Origin of the sequence: Desulfomicrobium norvegicum (assembly GCF_900114595.1) — a bacterium.
Classification (GTDB): Bacteria; Desulfobacterota; Desulfovibrionia; order Desulfovibrionales; family Desulfomicrobiaceae; genus Desulfomicrobium; species Desulfomicrobium macestii.
Genome location: NZ_FOTO01000004.1, coordinates 244,300 through 263,627, shown reverse-complemented (window position 1 = coordinate 263,627; position 19,328 = coordinate 244,300). Strand labels below are relative to the sequence as shown.

At 61.6% G+C, this 19,328-nt stretch carries 18 protein-coding genes and 1 tRNA gene; 11 read left to right on the top strand and 8 right to left on the bottom strand.

What is annotated here, in order from left to right:
- Positions 1 to 280 precede the first annotated feature (280 nt).
- Positions 281 to 766 (bottom strand): FlxA-like family protein, encoded by a 486-nt coding sequence (locus BMZ24_RS08675; RefSeq protein ID WP_092191298.1) that lies wholly within the window; start codon positions 764 to 766, stop codon positions 281 to 283.
- Positions 767 to 1,074: 308 nt separating this feature from the next.
- On the opposite strand from BMZ24_RS08675, the gene BMZ24_RS08670 reads away from it, so the two are divergent.
- Positions 1,075 to 3,153, top strand: coding sequence for a methyl-accepting chemotaxis protein (locus BMZ24_RS08670; protein WP_092191296.1), 2,079 nt, complete (start codon positions 1,075 to 1,077; stop codon positions 3,151 to 3,153).
- 196 nt (positions 3,154 to 3,349) lie between these two features.
- On the opposite strand, the gene BMZ24_RS08665 is transcribed toward BMZ24_RS08670, so the two are convergent.
- Complete coding sequence (locus tag BMZ24_RS08665; protein WP_092191294.1) at positions 3,350 to 4,108, bottom strand: slipin family protein; 759 nt, start codon at positions 4,106 to 4,108, stop codon at positions 3,350 to 3,352.
- 13 nt (positions 4,109 to 4,121) lie between these two features.
- Positions 4,122 to 5,579 (bottom strand): NfeD family protein, encoded by a 1,458-nt coding sequence (locus tag BMZ24_RS08660; RefSeq protein WP_092191292.1) that lies wholly within the window; start codon positions 5,577 to 5,579, stop codon positions 4,122 to 4,124.
- 146 nt (positions 5,580 to 5,725) lie between these two features.
- Here BMZ24_RS08660 and BMZ24_RS08655 point away from each other — a divergent pair, with 146 nt between their 5' ends.
- Positions 5,726 to 6,388, top strand: coding sequence for a class I SAM-dependent methyltransferase (locus tag BMZ24_RS08655; RefSeq protein ID WP_092191290.1), 663 nt, complete (start codon positions 5,726 to 5,728; stop codon positions 6,386 to 6,388).
- A gap of 161 nt (positions 6,389 to 6,549) precedes the next feature.
- Here the strand turns inward: BMZ24_RS08655 and BMZ24_RS08650 are convergent.
- Positions 6,550 to 6,635 (bottom strand) — tRNA-Leu (locus BMZ24_RS08650).
- 139 nt (positions 6,636 to 6,774) lie between these two features.
- Here BMZ24_RS08650 and BMZ24_RS08645 point away from each other — a divergent pair.
- Positions 6,775 to 6,984: a hypothetical protein gene (locus BMZ24_RS08645; RefSeq protein ID WP_092191288.1), complete on the top strand. Its 210-nt coding sequence runs from the start codon at positions 6,775 to 6,777 to the stop codon at positions 6,982 to 6,984.
- Here BMZ24_RS08645 and rsmG read toward each other — a convergent pair.
- Positions 6,955 to 7,599, bottom strand: a complete 645-nt coding sequence (gene rsmG, locus BMZ24_RS08640) for a 16S rRNA (guanine(527)-N(7))-methyltransferase RsmG (protein ID WP_092191286.1) — start codon at positions 7,597 to 7,599, stop codon at positions 6,955 to 6,957. The genes BMZ24_RS08645 and rsmG overlap by 30 nt on opposite strands.
- A gap of 161 nt (positions 7,600 to 7,760) precedes the next feature.
- On the opposite strand from rsmG, the gene BMZ24_RS08635 reads away from it, so the two are divergent.
- From BMZ24_RS08635 to htpX, 7 genes are all read left to right on the top strand, one after another.
- Positions 7,761 to 8,684 carry an ACP S-malonyltransferase gene (locus tag BMZ24_RS08635; protein ID WP_092191284.1) on the top strand — a complete coding sequence of 308 codons (924 nt, stop codon included), beginning with the start codon at positions 7,761 to 7,763 and terminating at the stop codon, positions 8,682 to 8,684.
- 12 nt (positions 8,685 to 8,696) lie between these two features.
- A complete protein-coding gene (gene argS / locus BMZ24_RS08630) occupies positions 8,697 to 10,352 on the top strand; it encodes an arginine--tRNA ligase (RefSeq protein WP_092191282.1) in 1,656 nt (551 codons plus the stop codon).
- Positions 10,353 to 10,373: 21 nt separating this feature from the next.
- Entirely contained in the window at positions 10,374 to 11,078 is a 705-nt protein-coding gene (locus BMZ24_RS08625) for an SPOR domain-containing protein (RefSeq protein ID WP_092191280.1), read from the top strand.
- A 54-nt stretch (positions 11,079 to 11,132) separates the two neighbouring features.
- On the top strand, positions 11,133 to 12,008 hold the full coding sequence (gene speB, locus BMZ24_RS08620; protein ID WP_092191278.1) for an agmatinase: 876 nt from the start codon (positions 11,133 to 11,135) through the stop codon (positions 12,006 to 12,008).
- Positions 12,009 to 12,010: 2 nt separating this feature from the next.
- Positions 12,011 to 13,180, top strand: coding sequence for a class I SAM-dependent RNA methyltransferase (locus BMZ24_RS08615; protein ID WP_092191276.1), 1,170 nt, complete (start codon positions 12,011 to 12,013; stop codon positions 13,178 to 13,180).
- Between the two features lie 91 nt (positions 13,181 to 13,271).
- The gene (locus BMZ24_RS08610; RefSeq protein WP_092191274.1) at positions 13,272 to 15,026 is read left to right on the top strand and encodes a long-chain-fatty-acid--CoA ligase; all 1,755 of its coding nucleotides are present in this window, start codon (positions 13,272 to 13,274) and stop codon (positions 15,024 to 15,026) included.
- 264 nt (positions 15,027 to 15,290) lie between these two features.
- On the top strand, positions 15,291 to 16,133 hold the full coding sequence (gene htpX, locus BMZ24_RS08605; RefSeq protein WP_092191272.1) for a zinc metalloprotease HtpX: 843 nt from the start codon (positions 15,291 to 15,293) through the stop codon (positions 16,131 to 16,133).
- Between the two features lie 77 nt (positions 16,134 to 16,210).
- Here the strand turns inward: htpX and BMZ24_RS20420 are convergent, their stop codons facing one another.
- Positions 16,211 to 16,438 carry a DUF3047 domain-containing protein gene (locus tag BMZ24_RS20420; RefSeq protein ID WP_341864725.1) on the bottom strand — a complete coding sequence of 76 codons (228 nt, stop codon included), beginning with the start codon at positions 16,436 to 16,438 and terminating at the stop codon, positions 16,211 to 16,213.
- A 35-nt stretch (positions 16,439 to 16,473) separates the two neighbouring features.
- Positions 16,474 to 16,824, bottom strand: a complete 351-nt coding sequence (locus BMZ24_RS20415) for a DUF3047 domain-containing protein (RefSeq protein WP_208599819.1) — start codon at positions 16,822 to 16,824, stop codon at positions 16,474 to 16,476.
- Positions 16,825 to 16,918: 94 nt separating this feature from the next.
- On the opposite strand from BMZ24_RS20415, the gene BMZ24_RS08595 reads away from it, so the two are divergent.
- On the top strand, positions 16,919 to 18,460 hold the full coding sequence (locus BMZ24_RS08595) for a flagellar hook protein FlgE (protein ID WP_092191270.1): 1,542 nt from the start codon (positions 16,919 to 16,921) through the stop codon (positions 18,458 to 18,460).
- On the opposite strand, the gene BMZ24_RS08590 is transcribed toward BMZ24_RS08595, so the two are convergent.
- The gene (locus BMZ24_RS08590; RefSeq protein WP_244150311.1) at positions 18,461 to 19,276 is read right to left on the bottom strand and encodes a histidine racemase CntK family protein; all 816 of its coding nucleotides are present in this window, start codon (positions 19,274 to 19,276) and stop codon (positions 18,461 to 18,463) included.
- Between the last annotated feature and the right edge of the window lie 52 nt (positions 19,277 to 19,328).

Genomic DNA, 19,328 nt, shown 5'->3' with positions numbered 1-19,328 from the left:
ACAAGGACAGCTACTTTGTTGCGCACCTGCCACACAACCACATAAGAAGGGTTTGATTCGATTTTTCTTCTGGAATTATTGATGAGGCCCGGGAATATACCAAAAACGGATAATAATCTGTAAGAAACAGGCGTGTTATGGAAAAACCAATAGAATTATGTATCCGTTGCAACACCATGCGTACGGACTCACAGGCCAGCGATTTCATCCGTCACGCCCTGTCACCGAGAAGGGACGCCATCCCCTCCTCGGTGGCGAAACGCCGTTATTGGGCAGGCGGCTAGGCGTCCTGCAACTGCTCCGTCATGAGCTGCTGCAGCTGTTGCTGCAACTCCTGGATCTGCTGCAAATACGGGGCGGCCGCGCTTTGCTTCTGTTCGGGAGGCAGGTCGCTGTCCATGATGTGCTTGACCTTGTCCATGAGGGCCTTGATGCGCTTTTCGATATCCTCGACCTGGCTGCCCGACCCCGAATTGCTCGCTGCTCCGGAGCTTTCGCCGGCGTCGACGCCCTTGACCGACGTACTGGTCGTGCCATCAGATCCCTTGCCCACAGGCGCCGTTGCCGCGACGGAGGACGTCCCTTGCGAGTCATCCCGGTCCATGGCGCTGACCTGCTTGCTTCGGAAATACTCAAGCAGGCGCTTGGCCTCCGATGAAAGACTGACCGTATCCCCCTGACTTGCCTGTTTGTTTCCGGTTACGCGCTCCCGAGCCGGATAGCCTGTGCGCATGGTCATGACTGATTCCGTGCCGCCGATCTCCATGTTCCCTCCTTGCCGGCAGGAATATACTGCCGCATTGCGAACCAAATTGTCAGTTGAAGCAAAAATCGTGCATGAAGGCACAGGCCAGCAGCCTCGGTCGCGGCAATTTACCGGCGACTGCTCCGAAATCGCGGTTTGAGTTACAAGCGTATCTAAATATGGATTTTTTTATGACTACGTGTTTTATGTAGAACGCGCCGGACGCATCCATCGGCATCCCGCGTTCCGAAGACCCCGGCCATCAGGCCTGAAAACACCCGCCGCTCGTGGCTACCCAATTATCATCATGCTGAAACAAGGAGAAACGCATGCTGAACCGATTCAAACTGCGCTACAAAATTCTTATTCCCGTGGGCGTGGTTTCCGTCATGATTTTCGGTCTGATCATGTTTCTGGTGCAAATGCAGATCAAGGAAAAGGCCGTCCAGGACATCCGCAATCTTTCACTGGAGATCAGTCAGCGTTACGCGAACATGGTCAAGGGGGAACTCGACGCCGCCATCGGGGCCGCCAAGGCCATGGCGGCGGCGGTTGCCAACGAGCGCAGCCAGAACATCCCCGAGCGGCCGGTGGTGACGGGATTGCTGCGCAAAACCCTGGAGGCCTTCCCCGGAATTTTCGGGACATGGACGGCCTGGGACCCCAACGCGTTTGACGGCCGGGATCATGCGCACGTGAGTGCCGACGCCCTGCACGAGGAGTCGGGACGATTTCTCCCCTATTTCATCCGGGGACAAAAGGGGATCGAAGAGACCCACACCACCGCGTCCGCCTCTTCGAGTCGCGACGACGCCGACAAATGGTACTGGTATCCCTTGCAGAACGGAAAAATGCTCGTGACCGAACCTACGGTATATGAAGTCGCGGGCATGGACCGCATGATGATAAGCGTATGCGTGCCCCTGACCGAAGAGGGAACGGGCGTGGTCGGCCTGGACTTGAGCCTTGAGAACCTGCAGGACGTCGCCTCCCGCATCAAGGTTTTCGATGACGGATACGGCCTGCTGCTGTCGGACACGGGAATGATCGTGGCCCACCCGGACAAGGCCAGGATCGGCCAAAACTTCTCCGAATTTCTGGTCGGCGCCAACAAGGAAAGCGTCGCCAAGGCCCTCAAGGAAGGCTCCCAGGCCTTCTTTTCCCAGAAGTCCGAATCCTCCGGCCTGGACATGCTCTACTGCATGACTCCCGTGGCCCTGGAAGGAGCCGAGGGAGCCTGGAGTTTCGTGGTCGGCATTCCCGAGGACAAGATGTTCGAAAACGCCCGCAACGTGCAGCTTCTGCTATTGGGGCTGAGCCTGGGCGGCCTGGCCCTGCTGATCGGCGCCGTTTTCGTCATCACCAGGCAGATAGTCCTGCCGATTGGCCGCATGGTGACCATGCTCAAGGATATTTCCGAAGGCGAAGGTGACCTGACCAAACGACTGGAGGCCGACAGCAAGGACGAAATCGGCGAAATGGCCCGTTATTTCAACGCATTCGTCAGCAAGCTTCAAGGCATCATCGGTTCAATCAGCGATAATGCCGGAACCTTGACCTCGTCAGCCGCGGGCTTGTCGAACATCAGCGAAAAATCCTCCCGGGGCGTCCAGGACCTGGCATCCCGCACCACCACCGTGGCGGCAGCAGCCGAGGAATTGAGCGCCAACACCATCTCCGTGTCCTCCAACATGGAAGAGACCTCGACAAACCTGAGTTCCGTGGCTTCGGCCACCGAAGAGATGAGCACGACCATCAACGAGATTGCCGACAACACGGAACGCGCGCGCTCGACTACGGACACAGCTTCCAAGAAGATCGACACCTTCTCCGGAATGCTCCAGGATCTGGGCACTTCCGCCAACGAAATCGGCAAGGTCACCGAAGCCATCAACGACATCTCGGCCCAGACCAACCTGCTGGCCCTGAACGCCACCATAGAGGCGGCCAGAGCTGGTGAAGCGGGTCGGGGTTTTGCCGTTGTCGCCAATGAAATCAAGGAGCTGGCGCAGAAAACAGCTGCCGCCACCGACGACATCAGATCAAAGATCAGCGGCATCCAGACGGCAACGGGCACCGCCGTCAACGATATCCAGAGCATCGTGCAGGTCATTCAGGACGTGAACGACATCGTGACCACAATCGCCGCCGCCATCGAGGAGCAGGCCATGGCAACTCGCGAAGTGGCCACCAACATCGCCCAGGCCACGACCGGCGTTCAGGACGCCAATTCGCTCATCGCCCAGATGTCCACCGCATCGTCCGACATCGCGCAGGACATCACCAATGTGGATAATGTCACCAGCGAACTGCGCCAGGGCGGAGAACTCGTCCAGGAAAGAGCGCTGGAGCTGGCCCAATTGTCGGAGCAGCTCAAGATGCTGGTGGGGCAATTCAAGGTGCGCTGAGGCAATGACCCTGGCGGTGCCGGGATTTCCCGGCCCGCCCCTGCTTGAAGCGGACCAGGAGCCTGCCGTCAGAAAGAGGCCGGAACAAAAAGCCCTGCGACGATCAGTTCCGGATCATCGCAGGGCCTTTTTCATGTTCGATCGCGAGCCGTCTCTGCCTCGCGTCCTCGGGACGGCTGTTCTGACCGGAGAGGAGCTAGGACTTTCCGCCAAACAGGGACTTGAGCGTGTCGATGGGGACCGGGAAGACGATGGTCGAGTTCTTCTCTCCGGCTATTTCCCCAAGAGTCTGGAGGTACCTGAGCTGGATCGCGCTTGGGCTCTCGGAGAGCTTTTCCGCCGCCTCCACCAGCTTCTGCGCGGCCTGCTGCTCGCCTTCGGCGTGGATGACCTTGGCGCGCCGCTGCCGTTCCGCCTCGGCCTGCTTGGCGATGGCCCGGATCATGGATTCATCGAGATCGACATGCTTGATCTCCACGTTGGAGACCTTGATTCCCCAGCCATCGGTCTGGCGGTCGAGAATCTTCTGGATGTCCTCATTGAGCTTGTCGCGCTCGGCCAGAATCTCATCGAGTTCATGTTTTCCGAGCACCGAACGCAAGGTTGTCTGGGCCAGCTGGCTGGTGGCGTCCATGAAGTGCTCGACCGCGATGATGGCCTTTTCCGGATCGATGACCCGGTAATAGACCACGGCGTTGACCCGCACGGAGACGTTGTCGTGGGAGATGACGTCCTGGGTCGGGACATCCATGACCACGGTGCGCAGATCCACCCTGACCATCTGCTGCACGAAGGGGATGAGGATGATCATGCCCGGCCCCTTGACCTTGTCGAACCGGCCCAGGGTGAACACGACTCCGCGCTCGTACTCGCGCAGAATCTTGATGGTATAATAAAGCAGGACGACCAGCAGGATGACGCTGAAGGTCACGAATTGCAGAAAGTAGGGATTCATGCGGTTCTCCTTGTCATTGGTTGCCGTTGCCGGTTGGCGCCGGGGTGACGGAAAGGACGAGCCCCTCGTCCTCCATGGCCACGATGCGCACCTTGTCGCCCTGGCGGATCGGATGCCCTGACCGGGCCGACCAGTTCTCGCCCTGCAGATGCACCCGTCCGAATCCGTCGATGAAATCCTGGATGGCTTCAGCCTCAAGGCCCACCATGGCCTCGCGGCTGCTCAGTCGCGGCTTGCGCAAGGTGCGCGCCGCGACCCAGACGATACCGCCGAAGACCAGGGCCGAACCGGCGCCCATGCCGGCGATGACGCCCGTGTTGATGCGGAATTCGGGAATATCGCCCTCGAACAGGATGACCGACCCGAACACCACGGCAACAATGCCGCCAATGCCCAGAATCCCGAAGGCCGGGATGAAAAGCTCCACCCCGATCAGCGCGAGCCCCAGCAGAATGAGGGCCAGCCCGGCATAGTTCACGGGCAGAATCTGGAACGCATACAGGGCCAGCAGCAGGCAGATGCCGCCGATGACGCCGGGCACCATGGCGCCCGGATTGTAGCCTTCGAGGATGAGGCCGTAGATGCCGATCATCAGCAGCATGTAGGCCAGGGTTGGGTTGGTGATGATGGCCAGCAGCTCGGTGCGCCAGTCCGTCTCGATCTCGACCACCGTCAGGCCAGCCGTATCGAGGGTGCGCGTGCCGTCTGCCATGCGCACCTCGCGCCCATTCATGGCTTCAAGAAGTTCGGGCAGGTCCGCGGCTATCAAATCGATGACGTCCTGCTCCAGCGCCTCGGACGAGGTCAGGCTGACGGCCTCGCGCACCGCGCGCTCGCCCCATTCGGCATTGCGTCCATGCCGCTCGGCCAACCCCTTGATGTAGGCCACGGCGTCGTTGACGACCTTGCGGCCCATGGCGTCGTCGGGCAAGTTTTCGGGTTCCTCCGTGGCGTTCGAGCCCTCTGTGCCGTTCTTGTCCGCGCTCTTTCTCAAGGCATCCCTTGCACGCTCCCAGGCCGATGGCGACTTGTCGGTATCACCGCCTCCTATCTGCACCGGCGTGGCCGAACCGAGGTTGGTGGCCGGGGCCATGGCCGCGATGTGACTGGCGTACATGATGTATGTTCCCGCGCTGGCCGCACGGGACCCTGCAGGAGCTACCCAGGTCGCCACCGGCACCTCGGAGGCCAGGATCTTGCGGATGATGTCTCGCATGGAAGCGTCGAGCCCGCCGGGAGTGTTGAGACGCACCACGATCACCTCCGCGCCGTCCCGCTCCGCACGGGTTATGTTGCGCACAATGTGATCGCGGGTGGCGGGTCCGATGGCGTCGTCGATGGTGAGGACATAGGCTTTCCTTTGCCCCGTATCCGCCCACGGCGACATGACAGACCCTGCCAGCGCAAGAAAAATGATCCCCGCCAGCAAGGCGCCTGATCGCAAGAGATATGGGTGTATATAATTGCGCATGATTTACTGATAAGGCTATTTCGACTTGGATTCAAGGCTGAAGGTATTTTTTCGGACGTCTGCGAAGCCCGTCACGCGGCGCTTTGAGATTCAGGCGTTTTGTACTAGCGAATTCAGGGCACACGACAATCATAATGAGGAACAGCATGGGCAACCCGAAAACCGAGACAATCCGCCTGGCCGAAACCTACGCCGCCAAGGGCGACCCCGATGGCTGGTTCGAGGAATTCTATGACCGGGCAGGTGGAGACATCAACCGAGTGTACTGGGCAGATCTGGAACCCAACCCCCTGCTCCTCGACTGGATCGACGCGCATCCCGCTCCGGCAGGCAGGCGGGCCGTGGTGGTCGGGTGCGGGCTGGGCGACGACGCGGAAGCACTGCGGGAGCGCGGCTACTCGGTCGTGGGCTTCGACATCTCCCCTTCGGCCATCGACATGTGCCGCAGGCGCTACCCAGGCAGTTCCGTGGAGTACGTCACGGCCGACCTGTTCGACTATCCGGCTTCGTGGCGGCGCGGCTTCGACCTTGTCTACGAATGCAACACCATCCAGATCCTCACGGGGCCCAACCGGCTCAGGGCGCTCAGCGCCATCGCCGAACTGGTCGCACCCGGCGGCGAGGTCGTCGTCTCATGCCGCAGTCGCGCGAGCGATGACCACTCGCAAACCTTCCCCATCGCCCTGGACCGCCACGAAATCGACGGCTTCGTGCGCGCAGGCCTGACCGAGACGCATTTTCTGGCCTACGACGACCACCAGGACCCACCCGTCCCGCATTTTTTCGCGGTTTACAGGCGTTTGGTCTGAGTGTTGGTTCAAAGACGCCGAGGCAATACGATGAACGATCGTTCCTCGGACTATGGCAACTGGTTAGGATCCCATATCCATTCCAAGTGGGAGAAATGACTGGGAATTGAGCGTAAAAAAAGGGTCCGCGATCTTATTGATCGCGAACCCTTGTTTTTGCGTGGTACCGGAGGCGAGACTCGAACTCGCAAGGGGTTGCCCCCGGAGGATTTTGAGTCCTCTGCGTCTACCATTCCACCACTCCGGCGTGAGGAGTCGTTCTTATTGAAGCCGATGTTCAAAGTCAACCGGATTCTTGATAAAAATCCATGGCCGCCAGCTTTGACCATGCGGGGCTCTTGTGGCAGGTAAGGCCGGTTGAACCTCGCAAGCCCAAGGATGCCCCAATGCTAAGTGAAAAATTCCTGAACGAATTCGAAGAATACCTGACCTCCGGCCAACTGGAGGAGGATTACGGCTATTCCGCCGAGGATCGCAAGATCGAGATTCTTGAATATCTCGAACGCTTCATGGACCTGGCCGAGGAGGTCGACAAGGTTGCGACGCGCCTGCTCATGCCCCATCTCTCAGAAGTCATGCCCCCCAAGGGCGAATAGCCGGAAATATCGTTTTTTCCCGGCCACCGGATACTCCCGAACCAGCTCCAGGCTGTAGCCATCCACCGTATCGGTGGACGACTCGTTGCTCATGACCAGCACCCGGCCCTGCGGGGCGAGGCAGCTTCTGACCTCGGCGAGAAGTTTCCGCCATGGCATGAAGGCGCGGCTGACAATGAGATCCGCCTCGCGCCGCGCCGGGGGCAGGGCCTCCATGCGGGCGCAGATGACCTTGGTCAGCGGCAATTTCATGTGCGCCACGGCCTGCTCCATGAAGATGGCGCGTTTTTGCCGTGGCTCCACCAGACAATATTCACCCGACTGCCAGAAGACGCGCAGCGGGATGCCCGGCAGGCCTGCTCCCGCGCCCAGATCCAGGGTCTGGGCGGGCTGGGTCCGCAAGGTGTGCAGCAGGTCGGCCAGATGCCAGGAGTCCTGGATCAGGGTGTCCAGGATCTCTGTCCAGGTCGAGGGGCCGACCAGGTTCATGCGGACGTTCCACTTGACGAGCAGGCCAAGATAGACGCTCAAAAGACGAGCCTGGTCATCGGTCAGGACCCGTCCCAGACCCTGGGCCCGGAGGGCGACTTCACGGGCTTCCGGATGAGAATTCATATGCATTCCTTACTTTCACGGCAGGATCGGGTTGCACTGGGCGTCACTTCTTGGGGCTTCTCCCTGGGACAAAGCCCGGAAGGCGCGGCCCCGGGGGATTTTCCCTTTACCTGCGTGGGGGCTGCGGATACAAGCAGCTCAGTTTTTTGATTGGAGGAACAATGAGTACACAGAGCATCATTTTTCCGGGCCAGGGTTCGCAAGAGCCCGGAATGGGCCGGGATCTGGCGGAACACTGGTCCGAGGCCATGGACTTGTGGAAAAAAGCCGAACGCCTGAGCGGCCTGCCGCTGCGCGAAATATATTGGGACGGCGACGAAAACGCCATGGCGGTGACGCGGAATCTGCAACCCGCCCTGACAGTTGTCAACATGAACCTGTGGTGTTTTCTGGCCGAAAAGCTGAGGCCCGCCGGAGTCGCCGGACACAGCCTGGGTGAGTTCGCGGCCTTGTTCGCGGCCCGGGTCCTGTCCGTCGACGAAATTCTGGAGCTGGTCTGCCTGCGCGGCAAGCTCATGGACGAGGCCACGAACCAGGACGGACGCATGGCCGCCATCCTGAAGCTCAAGCAGGCCGTGGTCGAGGAACTGGTCGCGGCAGCCGCCAGCCTGACCGGACAGGAGATCCGCATCGCCAACTACAACACCCCGGGCCAGTTCGTGATCAGCGGACACGCCCAGGCCGTGGACCATGTCTGCGCGAACGCCAAGCCCCACAAGGGCCGGGCCCTGGTACTGCCGGTCAGCAACGCCTTCCATTCCCCGTACATGAGCGAAGCCGGAGACGAACTGGCCAAATTCATGGACCGGCTGGACTGGCACGACCCGAAGATCCCGGTCTATCTGAATGTCACGGCCAGACCCGAAGCTGACGCACGGGCCCTGAAAGAGACCGTGAAGCGCCAGATGACCTCTTCCGTCCACTGGACCCAGACCATCGAAAACCAGTATGCCGACGGCATGCGCTCCTTTGTGGAGCTGGGTCCCAAGGGGGCCCTGTCGCGCATGGTTTCGCAGATACTTAAAGACCGGGACGGGGTCGAAACCCTGTCCGTCAGCACTCTTGAACAAGCCGCTAGCCTTTGAGGAGACTCTGGCATGAAAGCCAAAAACTATATTCTTGAAAAATTGACCGCGCTCATGGCCACCAAGGGCGCAGCCCTGCCTGCCAAGACCACCATCGAGGCCCCCAAAAGCGAACAGCACGGCGACATGGCCACCAACATCGCCATGGTCATGCCCCGGGAGAAGGGACAGAATCCCCGCGCCGTGGCCGAGGAGCTCAAAGCCGAGCTGCTGGCCATGTGCCCCGAGATCGAGGACATCGAGATCGCCGGGCCGGGCTTCATCAATTTCACCTTCAAGCCCGTCTTCTGGCAGGAAGTGGCGCTGGCGGCGCTGGAAGGCAACGGAAATTTCGGACGGATCAATGTCGGCCAGGGCCGCAAGGTGCAGGTCGAATACGTGTCCGCCAACCCCACCGGCCCGCTGCATATCGGACACGGACGCGGCGCGGCCGTGGGCGACAGCCTGACCCGCATCCTGCGCTTCACCGGACATGAGGTCGAGACCGAGTACTATCTCAATGATGCCGGTCGCCAGATGCGCCTTCTGGGTCTGGCCGTGTGGGTGCGCTACCAGCAGGCCTGCGGTATCGAGATCCCCTTCCCCGAGGACTGCTACCGGGGCGATTACATAAGGGACATCTCGAACGCGTTGCTGGCCGAACGCGGCAAGGCGCTTCTCGACCTGCCCGAGGAAGAAGCCCTGGACCTTTGCTATGAGCGCGGCATGACGGACATCCTGAACGGCATCAAGCAGGACCTCATCGATTTTCGTGTCGAACATCAGCACTGGTTCTCGGAAAAGAGCCTGGTCGACGGCGGTCAGGTCGAGGCATCGCTGAATCGTCTATTGGCCGAGGGCCGGGCCTATGAAAAGGACGGTGCCCTGTGGTTCAGATCCACCGACCACGGCGACGACAAGGACCGCGTCCTCAGAAAGTCCGACGGCCTCTTGACCTATTTCGCCTCCGACATCGCCTACCACGACAACAAGATCGCGCGCGGCTTCGACATGATGGTAGACATCTGGGGCGCGGACCATCACGGCTACGTGCCGCGCATGAAGGCGGCCATCGAGGCCCTCGGCAAGGACCGCGAATCCCTGCAGGTCATCCTGGTGCAGCTTGTGAACCTGATCCAGGGCGGCGAGCAGATCGCCATGTCCACCCGCGCCGGCAAGTTCGAGACCCTGGCCGACGTCTGCGCCGAGGTGGGCGTGGATGCGGCGCGCTTCATCTTCCTGTCGCGCAAGAGCGATTCGCATCTGGACTTCGACCTGGACGTGGTCAAGCAGCAGTCCATGGACAACCCAGTCTACTATGTCCAGTACGCCCATGCCCGCATCAGCTCGCTCATGCGCAAGGCCGAGGAACAGGGCGTGGCCCTGCCCGAGCCGTCCGGCGCGCTCATGGCCCTCTTGACCACACCCGAGGACAAGGCGCTTTTCAAGGCCCTCGACGCCTTCGAGGACACCCTCGAACTTGCGGCCCGGACCCTCTCGCCGCATCATGTCAGCTATTATCTGATGGAACTTGCAGGGCTGCTGCACCGCTATTATACTGTGCATCACATTCTGTCCGGCGACGACCAGGCTCTGCTGCAGGCCCGCATCCTTCTCTTCCAGGCCGTGGCCGGAGTGCTCAAGGCCGGACTTGACCTGCTGGGAGTAAGCGCCCCCGAGCGCATGTAGCCCGATCGGACTCACGGAACCATGATCACACGCAAATCAAGCACCACCAAGAAAAAGGACAAGAACAAGCTCAGCTTCCAGCTGGGCCTGTCGGGTTTCCTGTCCCTGGCCGTGCTCGTGGTTATCGGCATGGCCTGGTCGTTCATTCTCGGCGTCATCGTGGGGCGTGGCTACCAGCCCGAAAAGATGGCCATGGAGATGGCCCAGAAGGTGCTCCCCGAAGACTTCCCCCTGCTGACCGAAAAGAACGAGGAAGTCCTGAAGGGAGAGGAGCTCGAATTCTTCGACAAACTGAAGCAGGGGCCCACTTCCGTGGCCCCGGCTCCGGCTCCGCAGGCCAAGGCTCCGACGCCTCCGCAACCCAAGCCTCAGGCCGCCGCCGCGTCCAAGCCGGAACAGTCGCCCATCGACGCGGCCCTGCAATCCGCGGCCGCGGTAGCCGGTCAGAGCCCCGCAACGGCGGCAAAGCCAGCCAAGGAAGAGGTCTTTGTCTTCAACTATCAGGTCGCGGCCCTGGCTTCTATGGAGCAGGCCCAGACCTTCCTGAAAAAACTCGACCCGGCGAAATTCAAGACGTCCGTGGTCACGGCCACCCACGAAGGCAAGACCTGGTACCGGGTCTATGTGCATCATCAGGGCACCGTGGATTCGGCCCTGGCCCTGAAGGAACAGCTCAAGGGCAGCGGCATTGGCGGCGTTCTGCTGCGCTCCCGCACTCCGCTCTGATCCCTCGCTTTTCCACGGCCTTACGGCACACCATCCTCTTTGACGGAGACAACCATGCATCACGAATTCTTTGACCTCGGCCCCCGGCAGGGACGAAACATCCACGTGCTGCCCGTCCCTTACGAAGGCACGGTCAGCTACGGCACGGGCACGCGCCTTGGCCCCGAGGCCCTGTTCCGGGCCAGCGTGCAGATAGAATCCTACGATGCTGAATTGGACCTCGATCTGACCGATCTGGCCCACTTCACCCCGCTGCCCGTGGTCCATCCCCCGGCCACCGGCCCCGAAGGGCTGCACCAGGCCATGCGCGAACAGCTCGCGGAACTCGACGCATCCAAGGATTTCGTCCTGACGCTGGGCGGCGAGCACTCGGTGCCCCTGCCCCTTTTCGAATTCTACCACGCGGCCCATCCCGATCTGGTCCTGCTGCACATCGACGCCCACGCCGACCTGCGCGCAAGCTACGAGGACAGCCCGTATTCCCACGCCTGCATCATGGCCCGGGCCCGGCAAATGGGCATCCCCCTGGCCCAGGTCGGCATCCGCTCCCTGTGCCGGGAGCAGAGGGACTACATGCGCACGCAGAGCCCGGCGGAGCTCATGACCCTCTTCGCCTGGGACCTTCCCGCTCCCGGCGAGGCGGCCGAACGCATCCGGGCCTTTGTCGGGAACAGGCCCATGTACATCTCATTCGACGTTGACGGCATGGACCCCAGCGTCATTCCCGGCACCGGCACGCCCGAACCCGGCGGCATCCCCTACGCCTGGATGAACCGCTTCTGGAAGGAGCTGTGGCTCGACGGCCTGGGCCCGAAGCTGGTCGGCATGGACATGTGCGAACTCGCGCCCATCCACGGCTCCCAGGCTTCGGAAACGGCCGCTGTCAAACTCATCCAGCGCATCCTGACCGCCTGGCTCGGACTCGCCTAGACATGAACAGCATGGGCGATGTGCTGACCCTCACGATCGAAAAAATCCTCTGGCGCGGACGTGGTCTGGCCCGCCTGGACTCCGGACAGGTGGTCATGATCGAACCCGGCGTGCTCCCGGAAGAGGTCGTGAGCGTGCGCGTGACCAAGGCCGCAAAGGACTTCCTGCAGGCCGAGGCCGTGAGAATCCTGACCCCTTCGCCGCTGCGCGGAGTTCATCCCTGTCCTCACGCAGCGGATTGCGGGGGGTCGCGCTTCGGCATGGTCGCCCCGGAAACGGGCACACAGCTTAAAGCGGACATCCTGCGCGACGCCCTGCCCCGCGCCCTTGGCCGGGATCATGGCCTGCACATCCCCGAGCTTCGCGTCGTGCCCAGTCCGAAAGGCTGGCGCTACCGCCTGCGCGGCCAGATCCATGTCCGCTCGGGCCGTCCCCACGCCATGGGCCACGCCAGCAACGACCTCGTACCCCTGACCGACTGCCTGCTCCTGTGCGAGCCGCTGGCCAAGGCCATGCCCGACCTTGCGAAAACCCTGCCTGACGGCCGCTTCACCATCGCGGCCAGCCCGGACACAGGACAGACCGCAACGGAACAGGGCGACGTGCTGCTGCCCTTCTCCTTTCCCGAGTTCGGCCTGACCCTGCAACTGCCGCCCGGCACGTTCTTCCAGGCAAACTGGGCGCTGAACCAGCACCTGGTGCGCAGCACCGTGGACGCTCTGAACGGCTTCGAACGCATCGCCGACCTCTTCTGCGGAGCGGGAAACTTCGCCCTGCCACTGGCCAGTCGAGGCAAGACCGTGCTGGCCGTGGAAGGCTCCCTCCCGGCCGTCACCACCGGCACGCGCAACGCCAAGCGCCTGAACCTTGACTCGGTCACCTTCCGGGAAGCGAACCTGGCGCGGCCCGCCGCCTGGAAGATGGTCGGCGACTTCGCCCCCCGCGCCGCCATCCTGGACCCGCCCCGCACCGGAGCCAAGGGCATCGGCAGCACCCTCCTCGGCATGCCGAGCCTTGAACGCCTGGCCTGGGTCTCCTGCGACGTGGTCAACACCATCCGCGACGCAAAACCGCTGCTTGCGGCCGGATGGCGCATATCCTCCCTGACCCTCTTCGACATGTTCCCCGGCACCTGGCACATGGAAGTGCTCATGATCCTGGAGCGCCCCTGAAATCCTCGCGCCGTCCACGGCCTGCGAGACTTGCGCCAATACGCGGAGAACTGTAGGACATCCCTCACACTTCACAGCCGACGGGGGGCACATGATTGAAGAGGGGATAAACAGGCTCTGGCTCAAACACTACGATCAGGAAGTCAGTCCGAACCTGGACTATGAAACCGTTCCGCTTTTTGAAATCCTGGAGCATGCGGCGGCCAGCTACCCGGACCGCCAAGCCATCGTTTTCAACAACTGGAGCGTGAGCTACAAAAAGCTCAAGCGCCTCGTGGATCTTGCCGCCGCCAACCTGAAGAAGGCCGGGGTCAAGCCCGGTGAACGGGTGGCCATCATGCTGCCCAACTGCCCGCAGACGGTCATCAGCTACTGGGCCTGCCTCAAGATCGGGGCCGTGGTGGTCATGACCAACCCGCTCTACATGGAAAAGGAGCTGCTCCACCACTTCAACGATTCCGAAGCCAAGACACTCATCACCCTGAACCTGCTCTGGAAACGCGTGGACGCCCTGCGCTCAAGGCTGCATCTGCGACGCATCTTCGTGACTTCCATCGCCGACTGCCTGAATTTTCCACTGAACACGCTCTACACCTTCAAGTCCAAACGCGAATACAAGCTCGGACCCATCCCCTACGACAATTCGCACGTGCTGCCCTGGAAAGGCCTGCTGAAAAGGGCCACCATCGAAGCGCCGCATCCGGTCGATCCGGTCACGGACCTGGCCGCGCTGCAGTACACGGGCGGCACCACGGGCGTGTCCAAGGGCGTCATGCTGACCCACGCCAACCTTGGCTACAACGCCCAGCAGGCCAGGGCCATCCTGCATAGCATCAAGGACTCGGGCGAAGTCATGCTCGGCCTTTTGCCCTTTTTCCACATCTACGGACTGACCGTCTGCGTCAATTTCGGCACCCTCATTGGCGCGACGCTGGTACCCATGGCCAAGTTCGTGCCTCTGGACGTGCTCAAGACCATCCATAAAAAAAGGCCGACCATCTTTCCCTGCGCGCCCTCGATCTTCATCGCGCTACTCCAGCAGAAGAACCTGCACAAATACGACCTGTCCTCGGTGCGCTATTGTATCTCCGGCTCCGCGCCCATGCCCGTGCCGGTCATGGAGAAATTCAACACCCTGAGCAACGGGGCCAACATCATCGAGGGCTTCGGTCTGACCGAAGCCTCGCCCATCACGCATCTGAACCCCCTGCGCGGCAACAGCAAGAACGGCTCCATCGGCCTGCCCTTTCCCGACACCGACGCCGCCATCGTGGACATGGAAGTGGGCTCCCTGCCCCTGCCCGTGGGCAAGATCGGCGAGCTCGTCATACGCGGCCCGCAGGTCATGCAGGGCTACTGGAAACGCCCCGACGAGACGGCCAGCGTGCTGCGCAACGGCTGGCTCTATACCGGCGACATCGCCTACATGGACGAGGAAGGCTATTTCTTCATCGTCGACCGCAAGAAGGATCTGATCATCACCGGCGGATACAACGTCTATCCGCGCGAGATCGACGAAGTCCTGCACGAGCACCCGGCCATCAAGGAGGCGGTCAGCGTCGGCATCACGCACAAGACCCGTGGCGAGATCATCAAGGCCTACATCGTGCTGCACGAAGGCCAGACCCTGACCAAGGCCGAAGTTGTCGCCTTCTGCAAGGAAAAACTGGCCAACTTCAAGGTCCCGAAACAGGTCGAATTCCGGGACGAGCTGCCCAAGAGCATTGTCGGCAAGGTTCTGCGCCGGGTCATCCGAGAAGAGGAGGACCGCAAGGCCCACGACCACTGCGAGTGCAACGGGGACAACGACGACATCGAAACAAACGGGGATGAAAAGAATCAATAGCGCCTCGGTCATGACTTTCTCGCGCCCTGTAAAGCATCGCCCTGCGGCTCTTGACACCCTTTGGCCCGGTACTTAATTTACGCTCTTCAAAGGGGAGTAGCTAGCGGTTCCCAGGCCATCCCGGCAGCCGCCCCGTGGTTCGTCAGTACGGCTTCAAGGCCCGGACCCGGGAATCCGACACAGTTCGAGATCAGCCAGACCTTTATCCACATGAACACGGGTAAAGGTCTTTTTCTTTACCCCGGATTTAAACGGAGAAAAAAAATGAACCTGCTCAAGACCACGTTTCTCTTGACCCTGCTGACGTTGCTGCTTGTCGCCATGGGCGGTGCCATCGGCGGCAAGTCCGGGATGATGATCGCCTTTCTCATTGCCGGCGGCATGAACTTCTTTGCCTACTGGAATTCGGACAAGATCGTCCTCAAGATGTACAAGGCCCGCGAAGTGACCCGTGCCGACAGCCCGGATTTCTACGGCATCGTGGAAAACCTGGCACGCAAGGCTGGCATGCCCATGCCCAAGGTCTACGTCATCCCCTCGGACAGCCCCAACGCCTTCGCTACCGGGCGCAATCCGCAAAATGCCGCCGTGGCCGCCACCACGGGCATCATGCGCATCCTCTCGCGCGAGGAGCTTGAAGGGGTCATGGCCCATGAACTGACTCACGTCATGAACCGCGACACCCTCATCGCGACCATCGCTGCGACCATCGCCGGAGCCATCTCCATGCTCGGCAGCATGCTCCAGTGGGCGGCCATCTTCGGCATGGGCCGTAGCGACGACGAGGAAGGCGGCGGCAGCGTGCTCGGCAGCCTGGCCATGGCCATCATCGCCCCCATCGCGGCCATGCTCATCCAGATGGCCGTGTCACGCTCGCGTGAATTCATGGCCGACGAGGGCGGCGCGAAAATGTGCGGCAACCCCAAGGCCCTGGCCCGAGCGCTCGTGAAGCTGCAGCAGGCCGCATCCGGCGCGCCCATGCAGGAAGCCACCCAGGCCACCTCGCACATGTTCATCGTCAATCCGCTCAGCGCGTCAAAGATGGCCAGCCTCTTTTCCACCCACCCCGCGACCGAGGACCGGGTGGCGCGCCTCATGGCCATGTAGGCCCGCGTTCATATCTCAAACAAAAAGAGCCCTCTCCACGGCATGCGGAGAGGGCTCTTTTTTTGGTGCGTCCGGAACTAGCGGGCCGAAAACCGGGGCTGCCCGTACCAGGCACGGGCCCACTGCCCGGAATTGTCCGTATCGGTCATGATGGCCACGGCGTCGATTTCTTCGATATCCTCGCCGAAAGCCAGTTTCCAATCGTCGCGGATGTTGCGTTTCTCGGTCATCATCCCGCCTAGAGCGCTTTCGCCGCTCTGCACCGCGATCATGTGCGCGTTCGAGGTGAAGGCATTGGGCCACATGCTGCCCCTGGGCTCGGTGCTGGCCCAGACGTAGGTCAGCGCCCTTGTCTTCCAGAAGGCCAGGCCCCCTTGGCCACCACATAGATTCTGGCCGGATAGTCATCCCCGGCTTTTTCGCGCTCGTTGATGCCCGAGAGCACATTCTCCACCTTCCAGGACCAGTTGAGCCAGGGCGTGTCGCGAAGATCGACGGAATGCTCGAAAAAAAGCCCCGAGGCCGTGCCGTTGCTTTCGGCCAGCAGCAGCTTCTCCTTTTGCAGCGGCGTGTAGACGGTGCGCCCCGCGAATTCCTTCTCCTTCCAGCCCGGATGTCCCGGCGCATACAGGGCGGGCAGGTCGCCCGCAAAGGCCACGCAAGCCCAGGCAAGGATCATTGCCCCGAGCAAGAGCCGCGTCCATGGAACTATTCCTGCACTCTGCAAGGCAGGCGGGAAAAATCTGCCTGATCGGTCACGCATTCTTTCAGTCCCGGAGGCATTCATGGGTATCTCCTCTTCCCTTTATATCGGCACCACGGGGATCATGGCCCAGCAGAAGAACATGGCTGTCATTTCCGACAACATAGCCAACGTGAACACGGTTGGTTTCAAATCTTCGCACATGATCTTCAACACCCTCATGAGCCAGCAGATGGGCTCGGCCAGCGTCGGCAATCAGGTCGGCCAAGGCGTCGGAGTCAGCTCGATTCTGTACGACATGTCCCTGGGGTCGCTGGAGCCGACCAACACGGCCACGGACATCTCCATCAGCGGCAGGGGATTTTTCATCGTCTCGGCCGACGGAAGCAGCGATCAGCGATACACAAGGGCCGGCAACTTCCGCTTCGACGCTGAAGGCTACCTGCGCGACCCGCAGGGAAACATCCTGCAGGGCTACCGGATGCCTGCCGAATCGATCCTGGACACCGCCCCGGTCATCCCGCCCGCGACAGGCGCTCCCATCACGGACATCCGCCTGGACATGCAGGACGGCGGAGGCCCCGTCTCGGAACCCGAGGCGACCACGGAAATGCGCATGATGATCAACCTGGATTCTTCCTCGCTGGAGCGAAGCGCCAGTTCCACCAGCCCGTTCACGGCCCTGTTCGACAGCTGGGATGCCACGCAGCTTGAGCCTCTGGACTCGGGGGCCTACTCGTACGAGTCAGCCATGAAGGTCTTCGATTCCGACGGCAACGCGCATGTGGTCAGGGCCTTCTTCGACCCCGTCGAGGACGGCACGAGCGTCGCCAACGGCAACCGCATGTGGGAATTTCTGGTCACCGTCCCACCCGCCGAGGACGCCTCCGGTCTGGACACCAAGAAAGGCGTGCTCATGGCCGGAACCCTGACCTTCACTGCATCGGGCGAGCTTTTGAACATGAGCGCCTTCGAGGGCTCCTCCGACGACAAGAGCAGCTGGGTCCCCGTAGGCCTTTCCGAAGACGGCTACCCTGTCCTGAACGCAAGCCTGGTGGGGGCGGAGCCCATCTCGAGCGCTTTCGACATGGGGCTGCGCTCGAATTCAGGCTGGAATCTTCCGGCCGGAGTGAGCACCATGGCCGATCTGGGCACGGCGACCTCGGACTTGCCGTCACTGCTGAACGCGGACAGACAGATCCTCGCCACCACCAATTTCAACTCCGGTTCGAGTACTCTTTATCAATCCCAGAACGGGTACGAACGCGGATTCCTGCAGTCGGTCAGCGTGGACACCGAAGGGGTGCTCGTCGGCTATTTCTCCAATGGCCAGAATCAGAGCCTCTACAAGATCCCCATGGCCGATTTCATCAATCCGCAGGGGCTCTTTCGCGAAGGCGGAAACCTTTTTTCCGCCACCAAGGACTCCGGAGCCGTCTCTCTTGGCTGGGCCGGTGAAGGCAGGCTCGGCAGCGTCATCACCAGCAGTCTGGAAAGTTCCAACGTCGATCTGGGAACCGAATTTGTGAACATGATCATCACCCAGAAAGGCTTCGACGCCAACAGCAAGGTCATCACCACGGGTGATCAGGTCGTGCAGACGGCCATCCAGATGAAGAGATAGCTAGAGGAAGGCCTCGCCCCTGGCGACCAGGGCCACGGGGCCGAAAATCCAGGCACCGGGGCCGTCAACGCCCACACGTACTCCGATCTCGCCGCCGCTGGGCTGCGTGACCCGCAGGTCGGTGGGAAAATTTTGCCCACGCCCCAGCCACAGGGCAAGGGCCAGGCTTCCGGAACCGCAACCCGTCTCGTAATGCGTGGATGCGGTGGACCGCACCCAGACCACGGGCTTGATGGCGCACACCGGACAGGTCCGGTACCAGATGCAGCCCACGGCTTCCGCATCCAGACCGTAGCGCGCCCGCAGGGCAGCGCAGGCATACTCGAAATTCTCGGCAAACGGATGCAGCTCCTCGTCAAGACACAGATGCGTTATGCCCGGCAGACGCACCAGCCCGATGCCCGGCTCCAGCTCCGAAACCCCGCCCTTGCCGTCTTCGGCACATATTTCCGGCAGCGGCATCTCGACCCAACACTCGCCCCCGTCAGCAGCGACCCGCAGCGCCACAGGCCGGTCAACGCCCGACACCATGAGCTCCCCACACAAATCATCCTTGCTCCGGGTCAGCCCCACCTGTTCACGGGCCATGACCGCAGCGGCCGCCCGACAGGCGTTGCCGCAGAATTCGCCGCCCATCATGTCGAGGCGCACCGGATCGGCCGCAAGATCCAGAAATCCGACCTGTTCGGCCTGTATGTGCCCGGCGCCCATGAGGGTGCGGGCCACCGAAGCACGTTCCAGCGGGTCCACGGAATCAAGGATCAGGATGGTCGGGTTGCCGCCCGGAACGGCCTTGTAGAATCGCAGTGCGCGCACGTCTGTCTCCATTGCGGTCGAAAAATTGACCAGGGCGGGAATAGCCCCGGCA